17 protein-coding genes and 1 tRNA gene are annotated in these 21,001 nt (G+C 62.7%); 9 read left to right on the top strand and 9 right to left on the bottom strand.

The window, feature by feature from the left end:
* Positions 1-948 (bottom strand): MoxR family ATPase, encoded by a 948-nt coding sequence (locus KF733_06925; protein ID QYK54741.1) that lies wholly within the window; start codon positions 946-948, stop codon positions 1-3.
* A gap of 132 nt (positions 949-1,080) precedes the next feature.
* Entirely contained in the window at positions 1,081-2,331 is a 1,251-nt protein-coding gene (locus tag KF733_06920) for a 2-oxo acid dehydrogenase subunit E2 (protein ID QYK54740.1), read from the bottom strand.
* 120 nt (positions 2,332-2,451) lie between these two features.
* Here KF733_06920 and KF733_06915 point away from each other — a divergent pair, with 120 nt between their 5' ends.
* Both KF733_06915 and KF733_06910 read left to right on the top strand, forming a co-directional pair.
* The gene (locus KF733_06915; protein QYK54739.1) at positions 2,452-3,330 is read left to right on the top strand and encodes a hypothetical protein; all 879 of its coding nucleotides are present in this window, start codon (positions 2,452-2,454) and stop codon (positions 3,328-3,330) included.
* A gap of 6 nt (positions 3,331-3,336) precedes the next feature.
* Positions 3,337-3,945, top strand: a complete 609-nt coding sequence (locus KF733_06910) for a 2,3-bisphosphoglycerate-dependent phosphoglycerate mutase (GenBank protein QYK54738.1) — start codon at positions 3,337-3,339, stop codon at positions 3,943-3,945.
* Here KF733_06910 and KF733_06905 read toward each other — a convergent pair.
* The 5 genes from KF733_06905 to KF733_06885 all read right to left on the bottom strand — a co-directional run bounded on the left by KF733_06905 (position 3,942) and on the right by KF733_06885 (position 11,339).
* Positions 3,942-4,478, bottom strand: coding sequence for a peptidylprolyl isomerase (locus KF733_06905; GenBank protein QYK54737.1), 537 nt, complete (start codon positions 4,476-4,478; stop codon positions 3,942-3,944). The genes KF733_06910 and KF733_06905 overlap by 4 nt on opposite strands.
* Positions 4,475-4,672, bottom strand: a complete 198-nt coding sequence (locus KF733_06900; GenBank protein ID QYK54736.1) for a hypothetical protein — start codon at positions 4,670-4,672, stop codon at positions 4,475-4,477. Before KF733_06900 ends, KF733_06905 begins: the two co-directional genes overlap by 4 nt.
* Before the next feature lie 93 nt (positions 4,673-4,765).
* A complete protein-coding gene (locus KF733_06895) occupies positions 4,766-9,193 on the bottom strand; it encodes an SBBP repeat-containing protein (GenBank protein QYK54735.1) in 4,428 nt (1,475 codons plus the stop codon).
* 158 nt (positions 9,194-9,351) lie between these two features.
* The gene (locus KF733_06890; protein QYK54734.1) at positions 9,352-10,833 is read right to left on the bottom strand and encodes a PH domain-containing protein; all 1,482 of its coding nucleotides are present in this window, start codon (positions 10,831-10,833) and stop codon (positions 9,352-9,354) included.
* Positions 10,830-11,339 carry a PH domain-containing protein gene (locus tag KF733_06885; protein ID QYK54733.1) on the bottom strand — a complete coding sequence of 170 codons (510 nt, stop codon included), beginning with the start codon at positions 11,337-11,339 and terminating at the stop codon, positions 10,830-10,832. The genes KF733_06890 and KF733_06885 overlap by 4 nt, the downstream gene beginning before the upstream one ends.
* Before the next feature lie 94 nt (positions 11,340-11,433).
* Here KF733_06885 and KF733_06880 point away from each other — a divergent pair, with 94 nt between their 5' ends.
* Positions 11,434-11,877, top strand: a complete 444-nt coding sequence (locus tag KF733_06880) for a hypothetical protein (GenBank protein ID QYK54732.1) — start codon at positions 11,434-11,436, stop codon at positions 11,875-11,877.
* Positions 11,878-11,964: 87 nt separating this feature from the next.
* On the opposite strand, the gene KF733_06875 is transcribed toward KF733_06880, so the two are convergent.
* Positions 11,965-13,818, bottom strand: coding sequence for an exo-alpha-sialidase (locus KF733_06875; GenBank protein ID QYK54731.1), 1,854 nt, complete (start codon positions 13,816-13,818; stop codon positions 11,965-11,967).
* Positions 13,819-14,303: 485 nt separating this feature from the next.
* On the opposite strand from KF733_06875, the gene KF733_06870 reads away from it, so the two are divergent.
* Positions 14,304-15,434, top strand: coding sequence for a choice-of-anchor D domain-containing protein (locus KF733_06870; protein ID QYK54730.1), 1,131 nt, complete (start codon positions 14,304-14,306; stop codon positions 15,432-15,434).
* Positions 15,435-15,454: 20 nt separating this feature from the next.
* Complete coding sequence (locus KF733_06865) at positions 15,455-15,916, top strand: DinB family protein (GenBank protein QYK54729.1); 462 nt, start codon at positions 15,455-15,457, stop codon at positions 15,914-15,916.
* A 22-nt stretch (positions 15,917-15,938) separates the two neighbouring features.
* Here KF733_06865 and KF733_06860 read toward each other — a convergent pair.
* A tRNA-Leu gene (locus tag KF733_06860) sits at positions 15,939-16,025 on the bottom strand.
* A gap of 133 nt (positions 16,026-16,158) precedes the next feature.
* On the opposite strand from KF733_06860, the gene tadA reads away from it, so the two are divergent.
* The 4 genes from tadA to KF733_06840 all read left to right on the top strand — a co-directional run bounded on the left by tadA (position 16,159) and on the right by KF733_06840 (position 20,955).
* Positions 16,159-17,874 carry a Flp pilus assembly complex ATPase component TadA gene (gene tadA / locus KF733_06855; protein ID QYK54728.1) on the top strand — a complete coding sequence of 572 codons (1,716 nt, stop codon included), beginning with the start codon at positions 16,159-16,161 and terminating at the stop codon, positions 17,872-17,874.
* A gap of 4 nt (positions 17,875-17,878) precedes the next feature.
* Positions 17,879-18,808: an HDOD domain-containing protein gene (locus KF733_06850; protein ID QYK54727.1), complete on the top strand. Its 930-nt coding sequence runs from the start codon at positions 17,879-17,881 to the stop codon at positions 18,806-18,808.
* 11 nt (positions 18,809-18,819) lie between these two features.
* Positions 18,820-20,331, top strand: a complete 1,512-nt coding sequence (locus KF733_06845) for a type IV pilus twitching motility protein PilT (GenBank protein ID QYK54726.1) — start codon at positions 18,820-18,822, stop codon at positions 20,329-20,331.
* Between the two features lie 81 nt (positions 20,332-20,412).
* Positions 20,413-20,955: a DUF1579 family protein gene (locus KF733_06840; protein ID QYK54725.1), complete on the top strand. Its 543-nt coding sequence runs from the start codon at positions 20,413-20,415 to the stop codon at positions 20,953-20,955.
* Positions 20,956-21,001: the final 46 nt, after the last annotated feature.

Below are 21,001 nucleotides of genomic sequence, written 5' to 3'. Positions count from 1 at the left end.
CTATGCAGGAATGGGCACGGGCACGCCGTCCAGGTGCTGGAGCACGATGTCCTCGCCGGTGGTGCCCCGGGCGCGGACCTCGCCGCGGACCATGAGCCGGTGACCGAGCACGAACGGCGCACAGAACTTGACGTCGTCGGGACGGACGTAGTCGGATCCCTGCATCGCGGCCCGCGCCTGGGCAGCGTGCATCAAGTAGAGCGAACCGCGCGGCGAGCTTCCCAAGTAGACCAGGGACGAAGAGCGCGTCGCCCGGACGACGTCCACAATATATTCACGCACAGAGTCGTGGACGAAAACTTCGCGGACGGCGGCCTGGGCCCGGATCATTTCCTCGGTCGTCACGGCGGCCACGACGTCGTCGATCGGGTGCGCTGTCTGTTGGGCCCGGATCATCTCCGCCTCGCTTTCGCGGCTCGGGTAGCCAAGGATCACGCGGGCGAAGAAGCGGTCCAACTGCGCCTCTGGCAACGGGAAAGTGCCCGTCATCTCGACGTTGTTCTGGGTGGCCAAGACAAAAAAGGGCCGTTCAAGGACGTGGGTGACGCCGTCGACCGAGATCTGGCGCTCCTCCATCGCTTCCAGCAACGCGGACTGCGTCTTCGGGGTTGCGCGGTTCACCTCGTCGACAAGCACGACGTTCGAAAAGAGCGGGCCAGGGCGAAACTCGAAGTCGCGCGCCTCCTGGTTGAAAATGCTCGTGCCCGTGATGTCGCTCGGCAGAAGGTCCGGCGTGAACTGGATGCGCCGGAACTCGCCGCCGATTGCCCGGCTGAGCGCTTTTGCGAGCGTCGTCTTGCCGACCCCGGGAACGTCTTCGATGAGGAGGTGCCCTTCGCAAAGGAGCGTGAGCACGGCCGTTTCCACCGTTTCCCTCTTCCCGATGATGGCCTTCTCGACCTCTGCGACGACTGTCTGCGCTACGCGGGCTACTTCTGAAGCTGTCAAGTTTTTCCCCTGGCCGAACTCTTACCTTAAGACAAGGCTATAAACACCCGGCGCGTTCCAATGGTCAGGACGCACTAAGATATACGCTGAGTTCATCCGGGATGGCACAGGCCGAAAGGACTGCCGCGTAAGCTACTGTAGCAAGCGGGTCGGACTCTCCAGATAGCGTCGCACGGTGTTCACGAACTTCGCCCCGACGGCGCCGTCGACCACACGGTGGTCGAAGGAGCAGGTGACGTTCATGCGCCAGCGCACCTCGATCTCATCGTCCTCTTCGTCCACGACGACCGGCTTCTTGCGGGCAGTCGAGATGGCGAGGATGGCCGCGTTCGGGCCGACGATGATGGCCGAGAAGGAGTCGACGTTCAGCATGCCCATGTTCGAGATGCTGAAGGTCGCCCCGCTGAGTTCCTCGAGCGAAAGCTTGTTCTCGCGAGCACGCTTGGAGAGGTCCTTGGACGCGACCGCGATCTCTCGGAGCGTCATTTGGTCCGCATCGCGCAGGACGGGCAGGGTCAGCCCGTCGTCGAGCGCCACCGCGAGCCCGATGTTCACATGGCCGTGCTCAAGGACGTGGTCGCCGCCGAAGCTCGCGTTGACCTCCGGCATATCGCGAAGGGCGCGGGCACAGGCCGCGACCACAAAGTCGTTGACCGAGACGGCGCCGCTTTCCTCCGCCTTGAAGAACTCCCGCAGGGCCATCAAGCGGTCTACGTCGACCTCCACGGTGACATAGAAGTGGGGCGCCTCGCGCTTCGATTCCACCGTGCGCTTGGCCGTCAACGCCCGGATCTTGTTGAGCGAGACCTTTCGGTCGGCGGGCGCAGGTCCAGCGGACTTTGCCCGGACTGGCGCGGAGGACGTAGCCGGGCCCGCGGCCTGGGCCGCGCGGACGTCCGCTTCGACGATTCGCCCACCCGGCCCGGTGCCGGTGACAGTGCCGAGATCGATGCCTGCCTCACTGGCGATTCGCTTGGCGAGCGGGCTCGCCTTGATCCTATCGGAGCCTTGCCTCTCGGCGGAGGGCGCAGGTTGGTGCTCGGTGGCGCCGTTGGAGGGCCGCTCGGCCTTCGGCAGACTGGCAGGGGCTTCGGCCGGGGCCGGGGCTTTCGATTCGCCCGAGCCCCAACCGGAGGGGAGCCTCTCCTCGCCAGCGAGGATCGCCGCGATGGGCCGGCCCACGGGGACGGTGTCGCCAGCGCCGATCAAGAACCCGGTCAATTTGCCCGACCCCGGAGACTCCAGCTCCAAAGTCGCCTTGTCGGTCTGGATCGTGCCGATTATCTCGCCCGACCTAACGTCCTCGCCGTCCTTCTTGAGCCACTCAATGAGTGTGCCCTCCTCCATCCCGTCGCCCATCTTGGGCATGATCACTTCGGTCATCGCGGTCTGCCTATGCTTTACGAATCCGGACCGACTTCATTGTCGTTAGGTCGCAGGATACCGGAGTCTCTTTCCACCTGAGTTCTCCGACCCTACGCTCGGGGCGGCTAGACTGGAGGGGTGCGCGAGTTTGTCAATATGGCCCTTGAGTACGACAACTGGGCGTCGGCGCGTTGGCTTGAGGCGCTCCCCGATCTGCGCTATCGTGAAGAAGCCGTCCCGATCCTAGGGCATATGGCACAGGCCATGCTGGGATGGGCCCGCCGGATCCGGGGCGAGACGCCGACCCTGACCCAGATCCCGGAGGGGGAGATCGCGGCGGCGATCGACCGAGGGACGGCCGAGCTTTCAGCCCTGGCCGCCTCAGAAGACCTTGACCGCGTCTTCGAGTGGACGCGCATGCGCGACGGTTCCCGACACCGCCACTCCGTGGGGGCGGCCCTCTTCCACGTCGCGAACCACGGCACCTACCATCGGGGCCACCTGCGCGGCCTGGCCAAGCGCGGCGACGCCTTCCCCGAGACGGACGTTTCAATCTGGTGGCCGAAGGGGGACGGCAAAGCGCCGGAGCCCGGTTGGTGGACGCGAATGGCCGACTACCATTGCTGGGCGAGCGACGCCTGGGCGGGAGTGCCGCTGAAGGAACTGGCCCGCGTCCAAGCCCACGATTACGGGGCCTTCCAGGGTTGGCTTGCAGGGATCGCCGTCCAATCCCGGCGGCCGCAGCGCCTTCCCCGCGAGATGCCGCCGGAGTGGGCTGAACTTTCCTCGCGGACTTGGGTCGAGGTCGTCCAGTCGCTTCCCCACGATGCTTCTTACACGTGGCGGCGGGTGGCCAAGCCCGCCCTCTCGTGGCCGGTCTGGGTGCTTTCTTGGCACGTTTTCAACCATGGGACCTATCATCGGGGACAGCTGCGCGGGCTTTGTCAGCGGCACCAGGTCGATGAGTTCCCTGACACGGACTTCGTCCTCTGGCCGGGCTCGACAGGGGTAGGCTAGAGCCTGATGCCCAAGCTCGTCCTAGTCCGCCACGGCCAGTCGCTCTGGAACCTGGAGAACCGGTTTACCGGGTGGGTCGACGTCCCCCTCACAGAACAGGGCGAGCAAGAGGCGCGGCGGACGGGCGAGCTTCTCCGCGGCGTGCCTCTTGACGTGGCCTACAGCAGCGCGCTGAAGCGGGCCGCCCGGACGCTGGACATCATTCTCCAGACTATTCCCATGGAGTTACCGGTCATAAGCGACAAGGCCCTGAACGAGCGCGACTACGGCGACCTTGCCGGCCTGAACAAGGACGCCATGCGTGAGAAATATGGGGCCGAACAGGTCCACATTTGGCGGCGCAGCTTCGACGTGCGCCCGCCGGGGGGCGAGGCCCTGAAGGACACTAAGGAGCGGACGATCCCGTTCTACGAGCGCGCGATCCTAGGTGACATCCGCCAGGGCAAGAACGTGCTGGTCGTCGCCCACGGGAACTCGAACCGCTCGATCGTCATGGAGCTGGAGCGGCTCTCCCCGGACGAGATCCTCGCCCTGGAGCTCCCCACGGGTGTGGCCCGCGTCTACGAACTCACACCCGAAGGCGCAGTGCAAAGCGTCTCGGTGCTCGACCACTAACCACTTCGGTGCGCCGTCTTGATGCGGTCGCCGCGGCGAATCTTGTCGACGACGCCCTTCCCTTTTGTCACCCTCGCGAAGACGACGTAAGAGCCGTCGAGCCGGTGGTTATCGGCAAGGTTGATGAAGAACTGGCTGTCGCCGGAATCGTCCATGGGCGATTCGAGGGCCATGCCGACCGAGTACTTCGTGTGCTTGAGGTCGTTGATCTCGAAGGGGACCGATTTGCCGCTGCCGCCTTCCCCAAGGTTCTCTGTGCCGCCGCTTTCGCCTGGGTGGTTCCGCGCCCAGGCGGGCGTCACCTTCTTTGACTCGGGGTCGCCGCTTTGGACGACGAAGCCAGGCACAAGCCGGTGGAAGAGGATGCGGTCGTAGAACTTGCGGTCGACCAGATCCAGGAAGTGGCCGCCGATCTTCGGCGCCTGGTCGATCCGCACCTCCATCGTGAAGGAGCCGCGGCCCTCCACCACGAAGGTCACTTGCGGCAGGGCGAGGGGCGAGAGGACGGTGAGGGCGACCAGGCCACCGATCATGCGCCAATTCTAGACGAATCTTGAAACCTTCCGGTGGCGCGAAACTGTTCCTCAAGGATGTCCAGGCGTTCCGAGATGCTGTCCGCCAGGCCTTCCAGGTCGTCTCCCGACCTTTCGCGCAAGCGCATAAGGAGCAACGCGAGGGCCACTCCGGTCAAAACTCCGAACCCGAGCGATGCCATTGTCTTCGACACGCGCCTATTTTAGTCTAGGTTCGAGAAAGCCATAAGGAAGGCGGACGCCGCTGGTGCGGAATCCGCCTTCTTTCGGTCGGTCTCTTCGCGCCCTTACGGGTCGACGAAGAGCGAACCAGACGCGTTCTGCCCGTTACCGAACTGGACTGTGAAGTTCACGGCCTGCGACCGCGACACAGCGAGGGTTTGGACGTTGAACGTGCCTGACTTCTGGCCCTGCGGAATGGTGATCGTGTCCGAACCCACCACGCGGGCCACGGCCGTGTTGTTGCTCGTGATCTTCACCTGGACGCCGCCGGCGCCAGCCGCTTGCTCCAGTGTCACCGTGCCGACGCTGGTCGCGCCGCCACGCACCCGTGTCGGGTTAAAGGTGACGGAGAACACGGAGGGCCGCTGGACGGTGAACTGACCGGTGACGATATCGCCGTCCCGGTTCGCGGTGACCGTCACGACGGTGTCCTGCGCTACGGAACGCGTTCGCACCACGAACGAGAACTGGCGGGCGCCGGAGGTGACTGTGACCGAGGACGGCATCGTCACCGCAGAATCGGGCGACGCGCTCAGGGTCACGGTGGTTCCCGCCGCCACGCCGCTCTCGAAGGTCAGCGTGCCGCGCGTTTGCGTCCCTGCGACCACGATGTCCGGGTCGAAGGTTAGGCGTTGCAGGGCGACCGGGTCAAGGGTGATCGTCACATCTGCCGTGATAGATCCCGCGATGGAGGCCCGCACGCGGACCTGTCGCTGGACCGGAACCTTCGACGTTTGCATCGTGAAGGCGACCGCGGACTTGCCCTGGCCGATGTTCACGGACGTCGGCACCTTGATCGACGAGTCTGTCGAACTCAGGTCAATGTCCACGCCTCCCGCGGCGGCTGCCCGGCTGATCCGAGCCACGCACCGGATGTTCTCGAGCCCGCCCGTGACCCGAGTCTTCTCCGGTTCAAGCGTGAGCGTGATCGCCCGCACCTTGACGGACTTGAACTTAGTCGAGAAGCCCGCGCGGGTTGCGTTGACGTTCGTGTTCTGGTCGGTCTTGACCACATTGGTCAGCAGGAGGAACTCCGGGCTGACGATCTCGCCGGGGCGGATCGTCACCGAAGATCGGTTGAGGCGTCCCGCCACCGAGTTCGAGTTCGAGACCTGGACGGTGAACCCGCTCGGCCCGGCGGGCCTGGTCAGGAGGATCTGGCAGCGGACGTCTGTACCGCCCACCACGTCGGTCCCGCTCACCACGACATCGGCGATGTCGATGTCGTCGATCAACAGCGTGCCGTTGGCCTGGCTGTTGCCGTCGCTGGCTCGCATCGTGATCGAGGTTTCCTGGGTGACGCGTGCCGTGGTCACGGTGAAGTCGACCGACTTCTGGTTCGCCGGGACGGTCACGTTGACGGGCAGGGCGACGCCGTTGACCTTAACGTTGTTGACGCCAGAGATGCGGCTGATCGTGATCGTCCGAGCCGTGGAGGCCGCCCCGCTAAGGGTGACGGTGCCCGTCGAGGTCTCACCGCCGTTCACACGGACGGGGTCGAAGACCAGCGACTGGATGAAGCTCCTCAGGATCGTGACCTGCTTCGTCTTGCCGACTCCAAGATACGTGGCGTTGATGGTCGCCACTGTGTCCTGGGCGACGCCTCTGGTCGCCATCTGCACCGAGGCGAAGGTGGCGCCCTCGGGGACGGTGATGACCGCCGGCGAAGGAAGCGTGATGGCTTCCGGCTGGTCGGTCGCGACCGTGATGCGAACGCCGCCTGGGGGCGCAGCCTGGTTCAAGATGACCGTGGCCGTGATCGGGTTGCCACCCGAGACGACCGGCGGCGACACGTTGAACTCGGAGAGCCATGGCAGTAGCGTGAGCCGGGCCTGGATGGAGTCCAGGTCGAGGGTCGCGATAATGTCAGAAGTCGTCAGCGTGGTGACGCTGGACGTGTAGATGGTGGCGTCCCCGAAGGTCTCGCCCTCAGGAATCGTGATCTGGCTCGTCGTGACGCCAGGTGTCTGGCTGAAGGATGTCTTCGAGGCGTTGGTAAGGCGCAAGTCGACTCGGACGCCGCCGATGGGCGCCGGGTCGGAGAGGGTGACCCTTGCCACCGAAGTAGACCCGTTGCCGCCGGCGACCGTCGCCGGCCCAAGCGCGATGGATCGGAGGACGGGCAGGCCCGTCGGTTTGAACTTGAACGCCCAGGCAGTTCCGCCACCGGCGGTCATGAAGTTCCGGTCCGCGTTCGTCGTCACGTGCGGCGCGATGCCGAACGGCGTGCGGAAGCCGGCGAAGCTCTGAGTCGCGCTCGAGGTGCCTGTGAACCAGACGAGGCCGGCCGGGTCGAGGTGGGCGCTGTTGACCGTATCGTTCGAGCTCGCGCCGACATAGCTGCAGTAGGTCACCCGGTCGCCGCCCGGGGCCACGTACATATAGAAGCCGTCGGTGGACGAGGGGAAACCGGTCGGGTCAGGCGGGGTGTTGCTGGCGTCCACCGTCTCGGCGCCGTCGGTATAGTCCGCATCGATGGCGTCGGGCGTGATCGGCAGCCTGACAGGAACGCTCGGTGCCGGGTTCGGACCAGTCGTGAGAATGAAGCCGGCTTCGCCGACGATCACGACCTGGTCGCGCCCGTCGACGATGGCGTCGTTGACTCGGAGTGACTGCAGGATCGGGTTTTCGTCGTCGCGCCAAACAAAGTTGGTGACGTTCAGGCCGGTCGAGTAGCGGATGGTGCTGGCGTCTGGGGCGAGCTTCGTGACGCAGAGCTGGCGGCCTGCGCCAAATCCGATGCCGACGTTGCCGAAGGCACCGTTCGTGATCGGGTAGTTGAAGGAGTTCGAGTAGCAGACCGCGAAGACGTCGCCGCTCGGACCGTAGGCGACCTTCATGCCGTAGTCGACAAGGGTGCCGCCGAGGGTGGCCGCCCAGAGACAGGAGCCGTTGCTCCCGAACTTAACGATGCCGGCCGTGACGCCCTGCATGAAGCGTCCGCTTTGGAACTGCGGTCCGAGGTCGTAGACACCGGCCGTGGTCCGGAAGGTCGGCGGGTTCGCGATGGACGTGTCCTCGACGCCGTCGAAAGCGATGGTCGCGATAACGACCGGCTCGTCGTTGGCGTTGACGTCCATGCCGTAGACGCGAATGCCCACGCCACCACCGATCTGCCGCTTGTACTTTACGACGCCGTTGGTATCGAGGGCGACGAGGAAACCGGACTGGTTACCGGTGACGGTGTTCGGCAAGTAGTTATCGAAGCCAACAAGGCTCGCCGTGGTCTGGTTGCCGCAGAGGTAGACGGTGCCGGCCCGCGAGACGCGCAACGCGCGCAAGCTGGTGCCGAACACGTCGTACATCCGGCGGACCGAGATCGCGCCGATATCGTTCACGAACCGGGTGAATTGCGGCACGACGCCAAGGTTGACGTCGAACTTCGTGACGAACACGCGCTCGTTGTTGCCCTTCGGGTCGCCGACCACCCCCGGGAAGTTGGCCGAGGTCGAGGTGCCTGCGAGCCAGAGCGAGCCTGTCGTGCGATCGATCTGGAGACCTGCGACCGACTCGTCGCCGCTACCGCCGAGCACGCCGGAGAACTCGACTTTCATCGAGAGCTGGTTGATCCTGATAAGGAACGCGTCCGCACCTTCGGCGACCACGCGGTTATAGAGGCCGACGTTGATCGGGAACTCCAGCGAGGTGGTCGTGCCCGCGACATAGATGTTGCCGCGGCTGTCGACGGCGCTGGCCACCCCGCGGTCGTTGTTGTCGCCGCCGGTAGAGCCCAGGTACGTGCCATAGATGAGAGGGTCGATGACCAGCGGGAGGTTCCGGTCGTAGTCGCCGACGCGCACTCCGAAGCTGGCGTTGGACTGAAGGTAGAACTCGGAGGAGACCTCTCGGCGCTTGCCGTTGACCACCTGGTAGGTGTAGAGGTCGCCGACTTTCTGCGTGCCGACCGAGGTCTTCAGATAAAGGTCGCCGTCCTTGCCGATCTCGATGCCGTTGGCGCCCTTGACGTCGAAGACGACGTCCAACGGGTTGCCGCCGGGCCGCACGACGACGTCGTAGCGGAGCCGGCCCTTGTCATGGTAGTGCATCAGGTCGACGTTCGGCCGGATGTTCGAGACCTGGGCTTGGGCGTAGGCCTTGGCCTCGGCGGCATGCCGCGAGGGGCCGCCGACGAAGTAGGAGGCCACGTCGGACGTGGGCTTAAAGCCTTTCGGGGCGCCTTCGGCGGCGCCGCGCAGCTCAAAGCTGACGACTTGGCCTTGCCGGTGAGCCTCGCGGGCGCCGGTCTTGCCTGGCACCTGCACGGTCTGGTGGAAGTCCAAGACGAGACCTTTGCGCGTGACCCAGTAGTCCAGCCCGGGAAGTTGCGAAACGAATAGAGCCTTAGTGTCCCATTGCCCGCGGTTTTCGCGGAAGGAGACTTTCGACTCGGCGACCGCTTTGTTAACGTCGGGCGATTGCGCGTGTGCAAATGGGCCCACGAGCGCGGTTGCGAGACCGAACGCAGCGAGGACGCGACGATGATGCCAGTTCATGAACCTTATGACTCCCGACCCGCGCCGACCTTCCTTGGGCGCGCGCCCCGGGCCTGCCAGAGATGCGCCGACAGGCGATTCCCTGGAGTGTAGCCCAAGACAAAGACGAGAGTCCACGCCCCTCCTGTTCAAACTTCCCGTAATTTTCTTGGCAGTCGTCAGAATCCATCGGGGTTCTCGTGCGCCGAGGCCAAGCTCCGGCCATGCAGAGACTCGGCCAAGGTGACCGCCGTTTCCACGGGAAGATCGACCACGGCGGCCTGGGCACCATGGACCGAGCCGCCCGCCGTCGAGACCGTCACGGTGGCGAGTTTGAAGGCGCGCTGGCTCAACGACTGGGTCAGGCGGACGCTCTGGATCTTCTGCACGGGGACGTAGCTGGTCGTACGGGTGAAGACCCCGTCCCGGGCGACGAAGACGGTCTCAAGGTCGGAAAAGCTGCACGTGCGTAGCCGAACGCGGCCCAGCACCCAGCCCCACATCAGCAGCGCGGGGAACACGGCGAGGCCCGAAACACCGAGCCGCCAATAGGCGAGGGCCGTGAAAGCAAGGGCGGGAACCACCCAAAATCGTACAGAACGCCAGACGGTCGCGGTCGCGATGCGGTGCCATTGGACCACGGGGAACGCGGCCGAGGGCACGAACCGAGGCACCAAGCCTTCCAATGCGTCTAGCCCGAGCAGCGGCACGAGCGGGGCGTGCGAGTCGTGCTCGCGACCGTGCTCTTTGTTCTCGATCCCCATGCCGCCCGCGGTCTCGACGTAGGCCCTAGCCAGCTTCAGCAGCCTCTGGATCGGCCCTTCGACAATGCGGACGATCTGCACGCGTCGCAGGGGAATGACGTTCTCGATCTGCTTGAAGAGACCGTAAGTACGTCGCAACCGGCCGTCTTCGAGGGCCAAGTGGAAGTCCCAGTAGTTCACGAAAGCAGTGCCGATGGAGAGCAGCCAACCGGCGAGCAACAGCACCGCCGAGAGCAAGACCCATCCCTGGAGAGGCGACCCCACCACGTTCTCGATGAGCCGGCCGCTGAAGAGGCGGTCGCGCACGGAGGGGATATAGGTGAGGCCCAGCGCCGTCCCGATGATCGCCATGGCGCGGTTCGAGGTCGCGCCGAGCAGGAACAGCTCGCGGGCATGGGCGGCGTAGAGCGGCTGGTCTTCGCGGAGCCAGACCGGCTTGAGGCTGGCGTGGCTGGGCTTGGCCCCGCCGAGCTCTTCCTGAAGGCGCCCCGCTTCTTCCTCGCCCAGGGCATTGAGGCTGGCCTCGACACCGGTGCCCGCCGCGGTCTGGATCTGGAAGTCTACGAGGCCGAGCATGCGGTGCACGACGTTCCGGGTGAGGTTGATGTTTTGGATGCGGTCGATGGGGATGGTCCGTTCGGTCCGGACGATGAGCCCTTCCCTGATGACGAGCTTCCCCTCGTAGACCGCGAACTGGAAGGTCAGGTAGCGGACGATCGAGACGACCACGGCGAAGCCGCCCGCGAGGCTGACAAACATGTCGAGGCTGTCCCCTCTTCCCCCGGTGAGGGAGACCACCACGAAGATCGCGATCGCATAGATGAAGCGGGCGAGGACGTTGACGACGCCAACGGCGATGGTGCCCGGGTGCAGGCGTCGGAACTCGGGCGGCCTCATAGACGGTCGCCCACGACAGGGGGCGGCGGGGTCTCCACCCTCACCAGCGTCCTCCGAAGCTCTTCGACCTCGCGGGGGCCGAGTCCGGGGATACTGGCCACCGGACCCGTGTGCCCCCCGACATAGACGTTCACGTGCTCAATGCCAAGCCCCCGGGCGATCGGCCCCGCCGTCACGTCGAGGTGTTGGATCCGGGGCCGGGAAATGTAGCGCCTGGTCTTCCAGAAAATGCCGTGGGCGACCACGAGGTCGTGGTCACGGAGAACGTAGCGCCAATTGTTGTAGCCCGCGGAGACGAGCCAGATGCCCAGCGGAACGGAGACCAGCAGCACGGCCAAGGGCAAGACCCCGAACGGCACCCGATAGCCCTCGACCTCCTTGCGCAGGAACGTGTCCAAGACGAACGCGACGAGGGGCAGGATAACGGCCGAGATCATGGACTGGACGATCCAAAGCTGTTTCACCCGCGGGTCGAGGGGCTTCCAACCTTCAGTCTCACCAAGCACGCCCGATTCTAGCCGCAGAAGGAAAAGCCGGAAGTTCTGCCATAGAGACCTTCCGTTAAGCCCGTGCAGATGCCGTAAACAAATGTCGGCCAGGATGGAACACATCCTGCGTATGGGCAGCTACGCAGAAAAGAAAGCCCTGAGCCAGAAGGCGGTCAAGTTGATCGTCGGGGCGATCGTGCTTAACGTTGGTTTGAACGGCCTGACCCTATTCTTGCCGCAGAACGGAGGGACGGGCGCCCTCGTGATGCTGAGCCTCGGACTGCTCGGGGCGGTCGCGAGCCTCGTCATGTGGTTTTCCGGCTTGGCCGCCTGGGCGAAGAGCAAGGCGCTTTCCCCCTGGTTGGCCGCTACTGGGATCCTCGGCCTCCTCGGGCCGATCGTGATCGGGCTCTCAAAGGACAAGTGGGTGATCGGCGAGGGCCAGGCTCCGCCCTTGGCCGACGGACATCCTTCCCTAGCCGGGAGCGAGCCGGTGGTCGCCACCGTTCCTTCGCCGGTTCCCGCAGCCTCGCCCCGACGCCGCTACGTTTGGTAGGCGCGCCAGGGACCGGCGAAGCGAAGCGGCCCGCTCAAGTCCTGAGCGGGCCGCCTTGCGTCCTCTGTCTCTATTAGGGAACAGGGGTTACGGGGTGACGGTCCAGACCGTCTGGTTCAGCGAGGCTTGCCAAAGCGCCGGGGTCGGAGCGTTGGCCACATAGCCAACCTTGGCCCGGAGCGTGCCGTCGCCGGCGACGAACCGACCCAGGTTGCCTGCGGCCGTCACGGTCACCGTCTGGTCGCTCGTGGTGCTCTGTCGCTGGTCGAGCATCTCGTAGGCGTTGGTCTGGAAGTTGAAGAGCTCGATGTCTTGCCGGACGCTCGAGGTGGTCGTCTTCGCCACCAACTTGAACTGGAGCGCGGACGGGGTGTTCGAGGGCGAGGCGCCTTCGATGACGACCTGGACGGGGCGCTCGGCCGGATTGACCACGATGCCCGGCCTCACGACCACATAGTTCGAGTCGGCCTGGAAAAGGTCAGGCAGCGTGCCGCTGACGAGCGCGCCGCGGAAGAGGCTGAACGACCGCGGCAAGACCTCGGTCGGCACCGCCGTCGGGACGCGAAGGTAGTAAACGTCCTGCTCCCCGTTGAAGGTGGCGGCGTAAGCGATGCTCGCACCCGTGTTGTCGCTGACCATGGCGATGTAGTCGCCAAGCTTGTTCTGCTGCGGATAACCGAGTCCTTGGGTGAACATCGGGCTGACCACGGTGCTCGGCGCGAAGGTGAGGCCGCCGTCGGTCGATGACGTATAGCGGACTTCGCTCTGGGTGTTGTTCGGGCTGTTGCGAGTGTCGTACCAGATGATATCGATGCGGCCGTTCGGGGCGACCGCCAGGGTTCCGAACCAGTGGTACTTGCCGCCGTTGGCCGCGTCGTCGTTGACCTTGACCGGGGCGGACCATGTCGTGCCCCCGTTCGTGCTCCGCGTGAACATCACGTCAAGCGGGTTGCTGGTGTTGCGCCGGACCGAGGCGAGCATGTAGATATAGCCGTTGGTCGGGCCGCCGGAGCGGTCGACCGCGATCCACACCTGGCCGCCGAGGCCGTCCGGGTTGATCGGGATGCCGTATTGGATCGAACCGCCCATGTTGACGGTCGTCGAGGTGAAGGTCGGGGTGACGGCGCTGTTCTTGGCGTTCGTGGACTTCAAGAAGTAGAACGTCGAGCCGAAGTCGCAACCGCAGATATAGAGGTCGCCGTTGCTGGCGACGTCGAGCGTTCCCCAGACAGGCTGGTTCGGCAAGTTGATCGGGTTGTTCCAGACGCTGCCCCCGTTGGTGGACCGGCTGAACTGGCGGCCGCCATAGTTGTTGCCCGCCGTGGACCAGATCTGGTAGGCAAACCCGTTGCCGGGGCTCCCCGGGACGCTGTCGACGATCATCCAGTTCTTGTCGCCGCCGGTGGCGGGGCCAAGCTTGGTCCACGTGGCGCCCCCGTTGGTGGAGCCGAACTGGTCCGTGAAGAACGTGGTGAGAAGGCTGTTGTACTGGAAGTCTCCGCTCGGAGTGTCGTCCAGGACGGGGTCGCTACGGAAGATCCCTGGTTCGATCTTGCTCGAGCGCCAAGTCGCGCCCCCGTCGCTGCTCCAACCGTAGCCGCCTTGGCGGAAGTTCGATTGGATGTTGTCGAACTGGCGCCAGCCGACCGTGATCTGGCTCGGGTTCAGCGGATTGATCGCCATCGAGGGCTCGTTGGCCGCGTCGTTGACGATGTTCATGCCGTTGTTGTCGACGTTGACCTGGATGCTGGTGAAGCCGCCGGCCGACACGATCCTGGGCGGAGTCGTGACCTTGAAGGGCATCGGCATGTAGGGCATATCCTCACGCTCGAGCTCCATCTCGCGAAGCTCGGCCGGTGAGTACTTTTGGGCGTGGGAGAGAACCGAGACCAGCGCGAGGCCAGAGAGGGCTCCAAGGCGTAATGTCGAGGAAATTCTCATTAGAGGTCGACCTTCAAGGCAATTCGCGGGTCCGCCAAATGCCGGAGGACAGTTTACGGAACGAACGTGGGCGATGTCTAGGACAGGTTAGGCGACCGAACCGACTTTGGCAGGTTTACGAGGTAAGAATTTATTCCTAACCTTGCTGTTCACGCTGGATCTCTCGTGAGAAGTGCAGAGGATCACCCAGCCTAACTTTTCTTCTCTGTAACCTTAAGTCTTAGCCGCCTGCTTCCGCAACGGTAGAATCCGCCGACGTGACCCGAAGCACGACCCTTTTGCTTGCCTTAGCGGCAATAAGCGCCAACATTGCATCTGCACAACTCCGGGTTGTGACTTACAACATCTCCTTCTACTCTGGAGGCAGAGTTGCGGACCTACAGACCGTTGTTTACGGGACGTTTCAAGGCCGTAGCATGCGGCCAGACGTTGTCCTTTGCCAAGAGTTTGCGAGCCTTACAGCCGTCACAGAGTTCCGCAGCTTATTGAATAGCGCCCCCGGGAGCCCTGGAGACTGGGCTTTCGCGACCTTTGTGAACGGCCCGGACTCGGACGCAGCCTGTTTTTACCGCACTTCCAAAGTGAGTTCGGTGACCGCGACCGTGGTCGCGACGGGGAACTCGAGCGCAAACCCGCGAAACGTTATGCGCTATGACTTCACCCTGACTGGCTACACGAGCCAGGCGACAAAGATCGCGATGTACAACTGCCACATGAAAGCGGCGGACACACCGGCGGACGCGGAGCGCAGGCGCCTCGAGGCCGTGATCGTTCGCAACGACGCCAAGGTCCTCGGGCGACCGTTCCTGGTTGCCGGAGACTTCAACGTTTACCGAAGTACAGAGCCGGCCTATGTTGAACTCACGGGGTCGCAAGTCAATAACAACGGGCAATTCTTCGACCCGATCAAGACCCCTGGCACCTGGAACAACAACGGCGCTTTTCGGTTCGTCCACACCCAAGACCCGATTGGAGCCGGGGGCATGGACGACCGCTTTGACCAGATCCTTCTTTCTTCTGATCTTGTCGATGGTGACGGGTTCGACTATTTAGGGGATCCCACAAAGCCATACAGTACGACGACGTGGAACGACCCCAACCATTCCTACCGAGCCTGGGGGAACGACGGCACAAGTTTCAATACCACCTTGACAGTGACCAACAATACGATGGTGGGGCCGGACATCGCGACAGCGATCAGAAACGCCGCCAACGGTGCAGGCCATATTCCGGTACTTCTAGACCTTAGAGTCCCGGCAAAGGTCGATAGCACGACGGCCATTGACTTTGGGACGGTAATGCTGAACCGGCCGGTGGGCAGAACGTTCAATGTCAGGAACAATGGGAACACCAACCTTTGGGGCCTTGACGGCATCGCTCGCCTCAAGTACACGATGCAGGCCTCTTCTCCGTTCTTCGTAAACGGCGGCCAGTTCCAAGCGGCCCCTGGCCAAGCCAACGACCACACCCTCTTCTTCGTCCCGACCGAGCCGGGCCTGCAGACAGGCACCGTAACGATCCAGTCCGACGATCCGGATCAGCCGACCCGCGTGATTCAGGTCCGAGCCTTCGTCCTCGCGATTTCGCCGGGTTGGATCAACAACAGCATCGACTGACCAAGGGTAGCCTCTGGCCCGTGGAGCAAAGCCAGCAGACGCTTCGGTCGTTGAGCAGAGCCTTTCAAGTCTTCCGACAAGACTTGGAGGCTCTGCCCGAGGATGTGTTCGACAGGCACCTTGGTGGAAAGGCCCGGACGGTCGCCGACATCGCCTACGAGGTGAACTTGGTGAACGACGACGTCGCCGCCTCGATGCGCGGGGAGCCGTCTTCCGATTGGCCGGAAGGATGGCAGAGGGCTCCGGACGGCTTGAAATCGAAGCAGAGCGTCCTGGACGCTTTGGGGGCGTCGTCAGCCAAGATTCTGAGCCAGGTCGGAGCCTACAGCGAAGAGGACTTGATGGCTCCGGTGACCACCGAGCACGGCGAAACCACGCGCCAGGAGCGCTGCCGTTTCATGGTCTTGCACATGTGGTACCACAGCGGCCAGTTGAACTTCATCCAAACGCTGCTGGGCGAAGATGCCTGGCATTGGGGCTAGCCCCCGCCGACTACGCGGGAAATGGTGCCCAGGAAAGGACTCGAACCTTCACGCCATTGCTGGCACTAGTACCTGAAACTAGCGCGTCTACCAATTCCGCCACCTGGGCACAGCGGCAAGGGTGGAATGATACCTTTGCGACCCTGGGCGGCGGGGCCGGGCAGGCCCCACTCACCTGCTGATTTGGGTCGCCTTAAGGTGAAGCCGGCTGCTCGGGAAGCCGACCATAACCTGAAGGGCTCATGCTGACGGGCGAAATCTTTGTCGATGAGGGGCTGGTCACGCAGGACCAACTCCAGCAAGCCGTGTTCCGGCAGCTGGAATTGGGCGGGACCGACCCAATCGCCAAGGTCATGGTCGAGATGGGCCTCATCGCGGAACGCGACCGCGTGCGCTGCCTCGGCAAGGTTTGGGGCATCCCGTTCATTGACGTCAAGGGCCTTCCCGTGCGGGAAGAGGTCGCCCAGCTCATGCGGGGCCCGCAAGCCCGCAAGTTCAAGGCGCTCCCCCTAGACCTTCAGGGCAAGCGCCTCTTGGTCGCGATGGCCAACCCGCTGGACGTCTTCGTCATCGACGAAATACGAATGGCGACCGGTTATGAGATAGAACCGCTCATAACCATTGAGGACGACCTCGTCCAGCTCATCAACGATGTCTACCAAGACGACACGGGCATGACCGAGATGCTCGCGGGCGTCATGGCAGACGTCGAGGGCGACCTCGCGATTCGAGAAGAAGACCCCGAGGTCAGCGCCGAAGAATTGAAGAGGATGGGCGAAGACGCGCCCATCATCCGCTTGGCAAACCTTATCATCAACCAGGCGGTCGCGGATCGGGCAAGCGACATCCACCTTGAGCCTCGCAAAGACGGCATGGTTGTGCGGCTTCGTATCGACGGCGTCATGAACGAAGCCATGCGCCTTCCAAAGAAGGTCGTCGCGCCGTTGACAAGCCGCTTTAAGATCGTCGCGAACATGGACATTGCGGAAAAGCGGGCGCCCCAAGACAACCGCATCAGTGCGGTCATTGGTGGCAAGGAGTTCGACTTCCGCGTCTCGACCTTGCCCGTTGTCTATGGCGAAAAGATCGTCATGCGCGTCTTGGACAAAGGCGGGATCAGCATCGGCTTAGCAAAACTCGGTTTCCTAGACCACAACCTACGGATTTTGGAGGACTTGGCCGCAAAGAGTTACGGTATCTGCCTGGTCACGGGACCGACCGGTTCCGGTAAGTCGACGACGCTGTACTCGTTGTTGAATCAAACCAACGACGGTCAAAAAAACATCATCACTATTGAAGATCCCGTCGAGTATGAGTTAAGCGGGATCAACCAGTGTAACGTCAACGTGAAGGCGGGCATGACTTTCGCGGCCGGTCTGAGGGCTATGCTCCGCCAAGACCCTGACGTAATCATGGTCGGTGAGATGCGCGATACCGAGACGGCGACCATTGCGATGGAAGCCGCCTTGACGGGCCACTTGGTCTTCAGCACTCTGCACACGAACGACGCTCCATCTGCCCCGACCCGGCTGATCGACATGGACGTCGAGCCCTTCCTGATCTCTTCGTCGATAAACGGCGTTCTCGCCCAAAGGCTCGTGCGCCAAATATGTCCGAACTGCAAGGACTCTTACAAAGAGCCCATCGCAACGCTTCAACGCTTTGGCCTCCCGATTCCAGAGGACACTGCGGTGGACGAAAACGACAACGTGACGATCTTTAAAGGGCGTGGTTGCGACCTCTGTAAGGGATCGGGCCACAAGGGCCGCACCGGTGTCCATGAACTTATGGTTATGACCGACCAGATCCGCGACGAAGTGCTGCGCAGGTCTCCGTCCCACATTCTGCGAAACCTTGCCATCGACGCCGGAATGAGGACGTTGCAGATGGACGCCGCTCAAAAGATCATATCTGGAGTCACGTCCGTCGAAGAAGTTCTCAGGGTTATTTACGCATAAGATCATGTCTACAGAGCACAGTACTCAATTCGGCAGTGATCGCATAAAGCTACGATTATGCGAAACTGGAGAGGTGGAGAGCCGGACGGTCGATCCGGTGGAACTTGTATTGGACAAGGTCGGTGAAATCGCGGTTCTTCCCCAAGTTATTTGTCAAATTGTGGACATGACGGGCAGTGACGACGCCTCGACCCAAAGTCTAGAGCGGGCGATCCTCGTCGACCCTGGTTTCTCGGCGCGGCTTATCGCTCAGGCGAACTCGGCCTATTATGCGTTGCCCCGGAAAGTGACCTCCATTCGCGAGGCCGTGCTTTTTCTCGGGTTCAAATCGGTCCGTCAGCTGGCGATGACGGTGGGGGTCTTTGACCTCTTCGTCGGCCGAACCGACAAAGAGTCGTTGCGCCGCCGGACCTGGTGGCGCACCTCGCTCGACGCTGCCGTCGCCGCCCGCGTCGTGGCCGAACGGGTGAGGGGGATTAACGCTGACGAGGCTTATACCTGCGGGCTTTTGCACTTAATCGGAAAGACACTTTTATGTCGGTATGATCCCGCGAAATATGAAAGGGTTCAAGGAGTTGTGGAACAGGGCGCTCCCGATGTTTTGGCAGAACGTGCGGTCTTTGACTGTGACCATATCGGAGTGGGCCTTGCCGCCGCTAAAAAATGGAGCTTCCCGGAATCCTTGGTGGCAGGGCTCAACTACTTTTCGCCCGTGACCGATCGGACGCCTGAGAACCTCTTGAGGGCGACGACCGCCGTAGCCTCCAGAATCGCGAAGTTGACGACGACTGGAAAGCCGACAAGGGAGCTAAGCTCGAACCAATTGCCAGCCTGGACAATGGAAGTCCTGATGTTGCAAGAAGAGGATGCCGATAAGTTAATGGAAGCGGCCTTCGAATCGATCGAGAAAGCGGAACACGTGATGGTCACGTAAGGGAGACGAAAATGGCGAACGAATTCAGTTGGGACAAAGTGCTTGGTGAAGGGGGATCTGGGGAAGTTCCGCCGCCGGTCGACAGCGAAGCGGAACTTGAGAAGATTCTGAGCCAGATCGGCAAGCTGACCGGTCGTAGTGACGAACCAGGTGAAGAGGAGACGACGCCCGGACTCACGATCGAGCAGGCTGATACCTTAGCGAGCCACGATGCTCGCATCGCCAAGTCCATTGAGAACCCGACCGGCGAACACTACGTGCCGGCCGCGATCCCCCGCGACCTTGTCGAACCGGTCGCAACCCATATTCCGACACATGCGAGTGACGAAGACGAATTTGGCGCCCCGCCGCCGGGTCATGAACGCGAGCCGAACAAGTCGAACAACGGTAAGTACCACGTCGATTCGCTTATCCAACAACCGACATATCATAAGACGACCGACGATATGCTGCCGCTTAAGGAAGTCCACCTGGACGAGATCCTTAAGGCCGGCGTCGAACGAAAGGCGAGCGACATCCACATCACGACGGGCCTTCCTCCCATGGTTCGCGTGGACGGCGAGATCATTCCCCTGCCCTACGAAGTCGTCAACCCCGAAACGGCCAAGCGACTTATTTACGAGGTCCTTACAGACGAGCACCTGCAAAAGTTCGAGCAGACGCGCGAGCTTGACTTCGCCTACACGGCCAAGGCGGTGGCCCGCTTCCGTGTGAACGTTTACATGCAACGCGGATCGGTCGCGGCGGCGCTCAGAATGATCCCGAACAGGATCCCTTCGTACGACGACCTCAAACTTCCTTCGATTATCCGTGACATTGCAAAACGTACCAGCGGCCTTATCTTGGTCACTGGGCCGACGGGTTCTGGTAAGTCCACTACCATCGCGGCGATGTTGGATGACATTAACGCGCAACTCCAGGGCCACATCATGACGATCGAAGACCCGATCGAATACTTGCACCGCCACAAGAAGTGCATGGTGAACCAACGCGAGATGCACGCGGACACGTATTCGTTCCACAATGCCTTAAGGGCCGTCCTCCGCGAAGACCCGGACATTATCCTCGTCGGCGAGCTTCGCGACTTGGAGACGATCGAGGCGGCGCTCACCCTTGCGGAAACCGGGCACCTTGTTTTCGGCACGCTCCACACCAGGAACGCGCCTTCGACCATCGACCGCGTGGTCGACGTCTTCCCTTCGGACCAGCAGGACCAGATCCGCGTCCTTCTCGCGAACACGATCGAGGGAGTCATCGCCCAGCAGCTTCTGCCGAAGCTTGGCGGCGGCCGCTGCGCGGCGCTGGAGATCATGATCGGCATTCCCGCCATCCGCAACCTGATCCGCGAAGCCAAGACGCACCAGATGTACTCGGTCATCGAGACCAACCGTCAGATCGGGATGCAGACCATGGACAGCCACTTGGCGGAGCTCTTCCGCACAGGGCAAGTCTCCTACGAGGAGTGCCTCATGCGAGCGGTGGACAAGGAAACGTTTGCCCGCCTGGCGAAAAATGTAGCGTAAGCCTGGTTCCGCATCCCTATAACTTGTGCTAGCATTCGCATCCAGGCGGCACGCCGCCGGGAGATGGAAATGCGAAAACTAATGATCATCGTCGGCTTCTTCGTGCCGATGTTCGCGATTGCGCAAGACAGCACGGACATGGCCCAGATGATGGAGCCACCCGCCCAGATGAAGGAGATCGCCAAGCACCTGCCTGGCACCTGGGAGGGCGAGCTCACGATGTCCGAGATGGACGGCTCCAAGATGAAGGTGAAGGCGAACTTCACGGCTGGCATGGTGCTGGGCGGCCGCTTCGCCCAGGAGATGCACACCTATGACTTCATGGGCGTGAAGATGGCGGGGATGCTCCTGCTGACCTACGACGAGACCATGGAAAAGTGGGTCAGTTGGTGGTTCGACCAGACCAGCGCGACCGGGATGCGCATGGTGGAAACGGCGCAGAAAGAGGGAGAGTCACTCGAGATGACGAGCGACCCCACCCCCATGCCCGGCATGGAGGAGCCGACTGTGATGCGCTACACCCTGTCGCACAAAGGCACGGACGAGATGGGCATGAAGCTCGAAATGAAGATGCCAGACGACACGTGGTTCACGTTGATGGAAGGGACCTACAAGAAGAAGTGAGCCCGGGCGGGGCGCGGGCAAGGGTCCGCGCCCCGGTATCTTAATG

It is taken from the genome of Fimbriimonadaceae bacterium (assembly GCA_019454125.1).
GTDB lineage: Bacteria > Armatimonadota > Fimbriimonadia > Fimbriimonadales > Fimbriimonadaceae > JALHNM01.
This window is presented reverse-complemented; position numbering and strand designations above follow the sequence as displayed.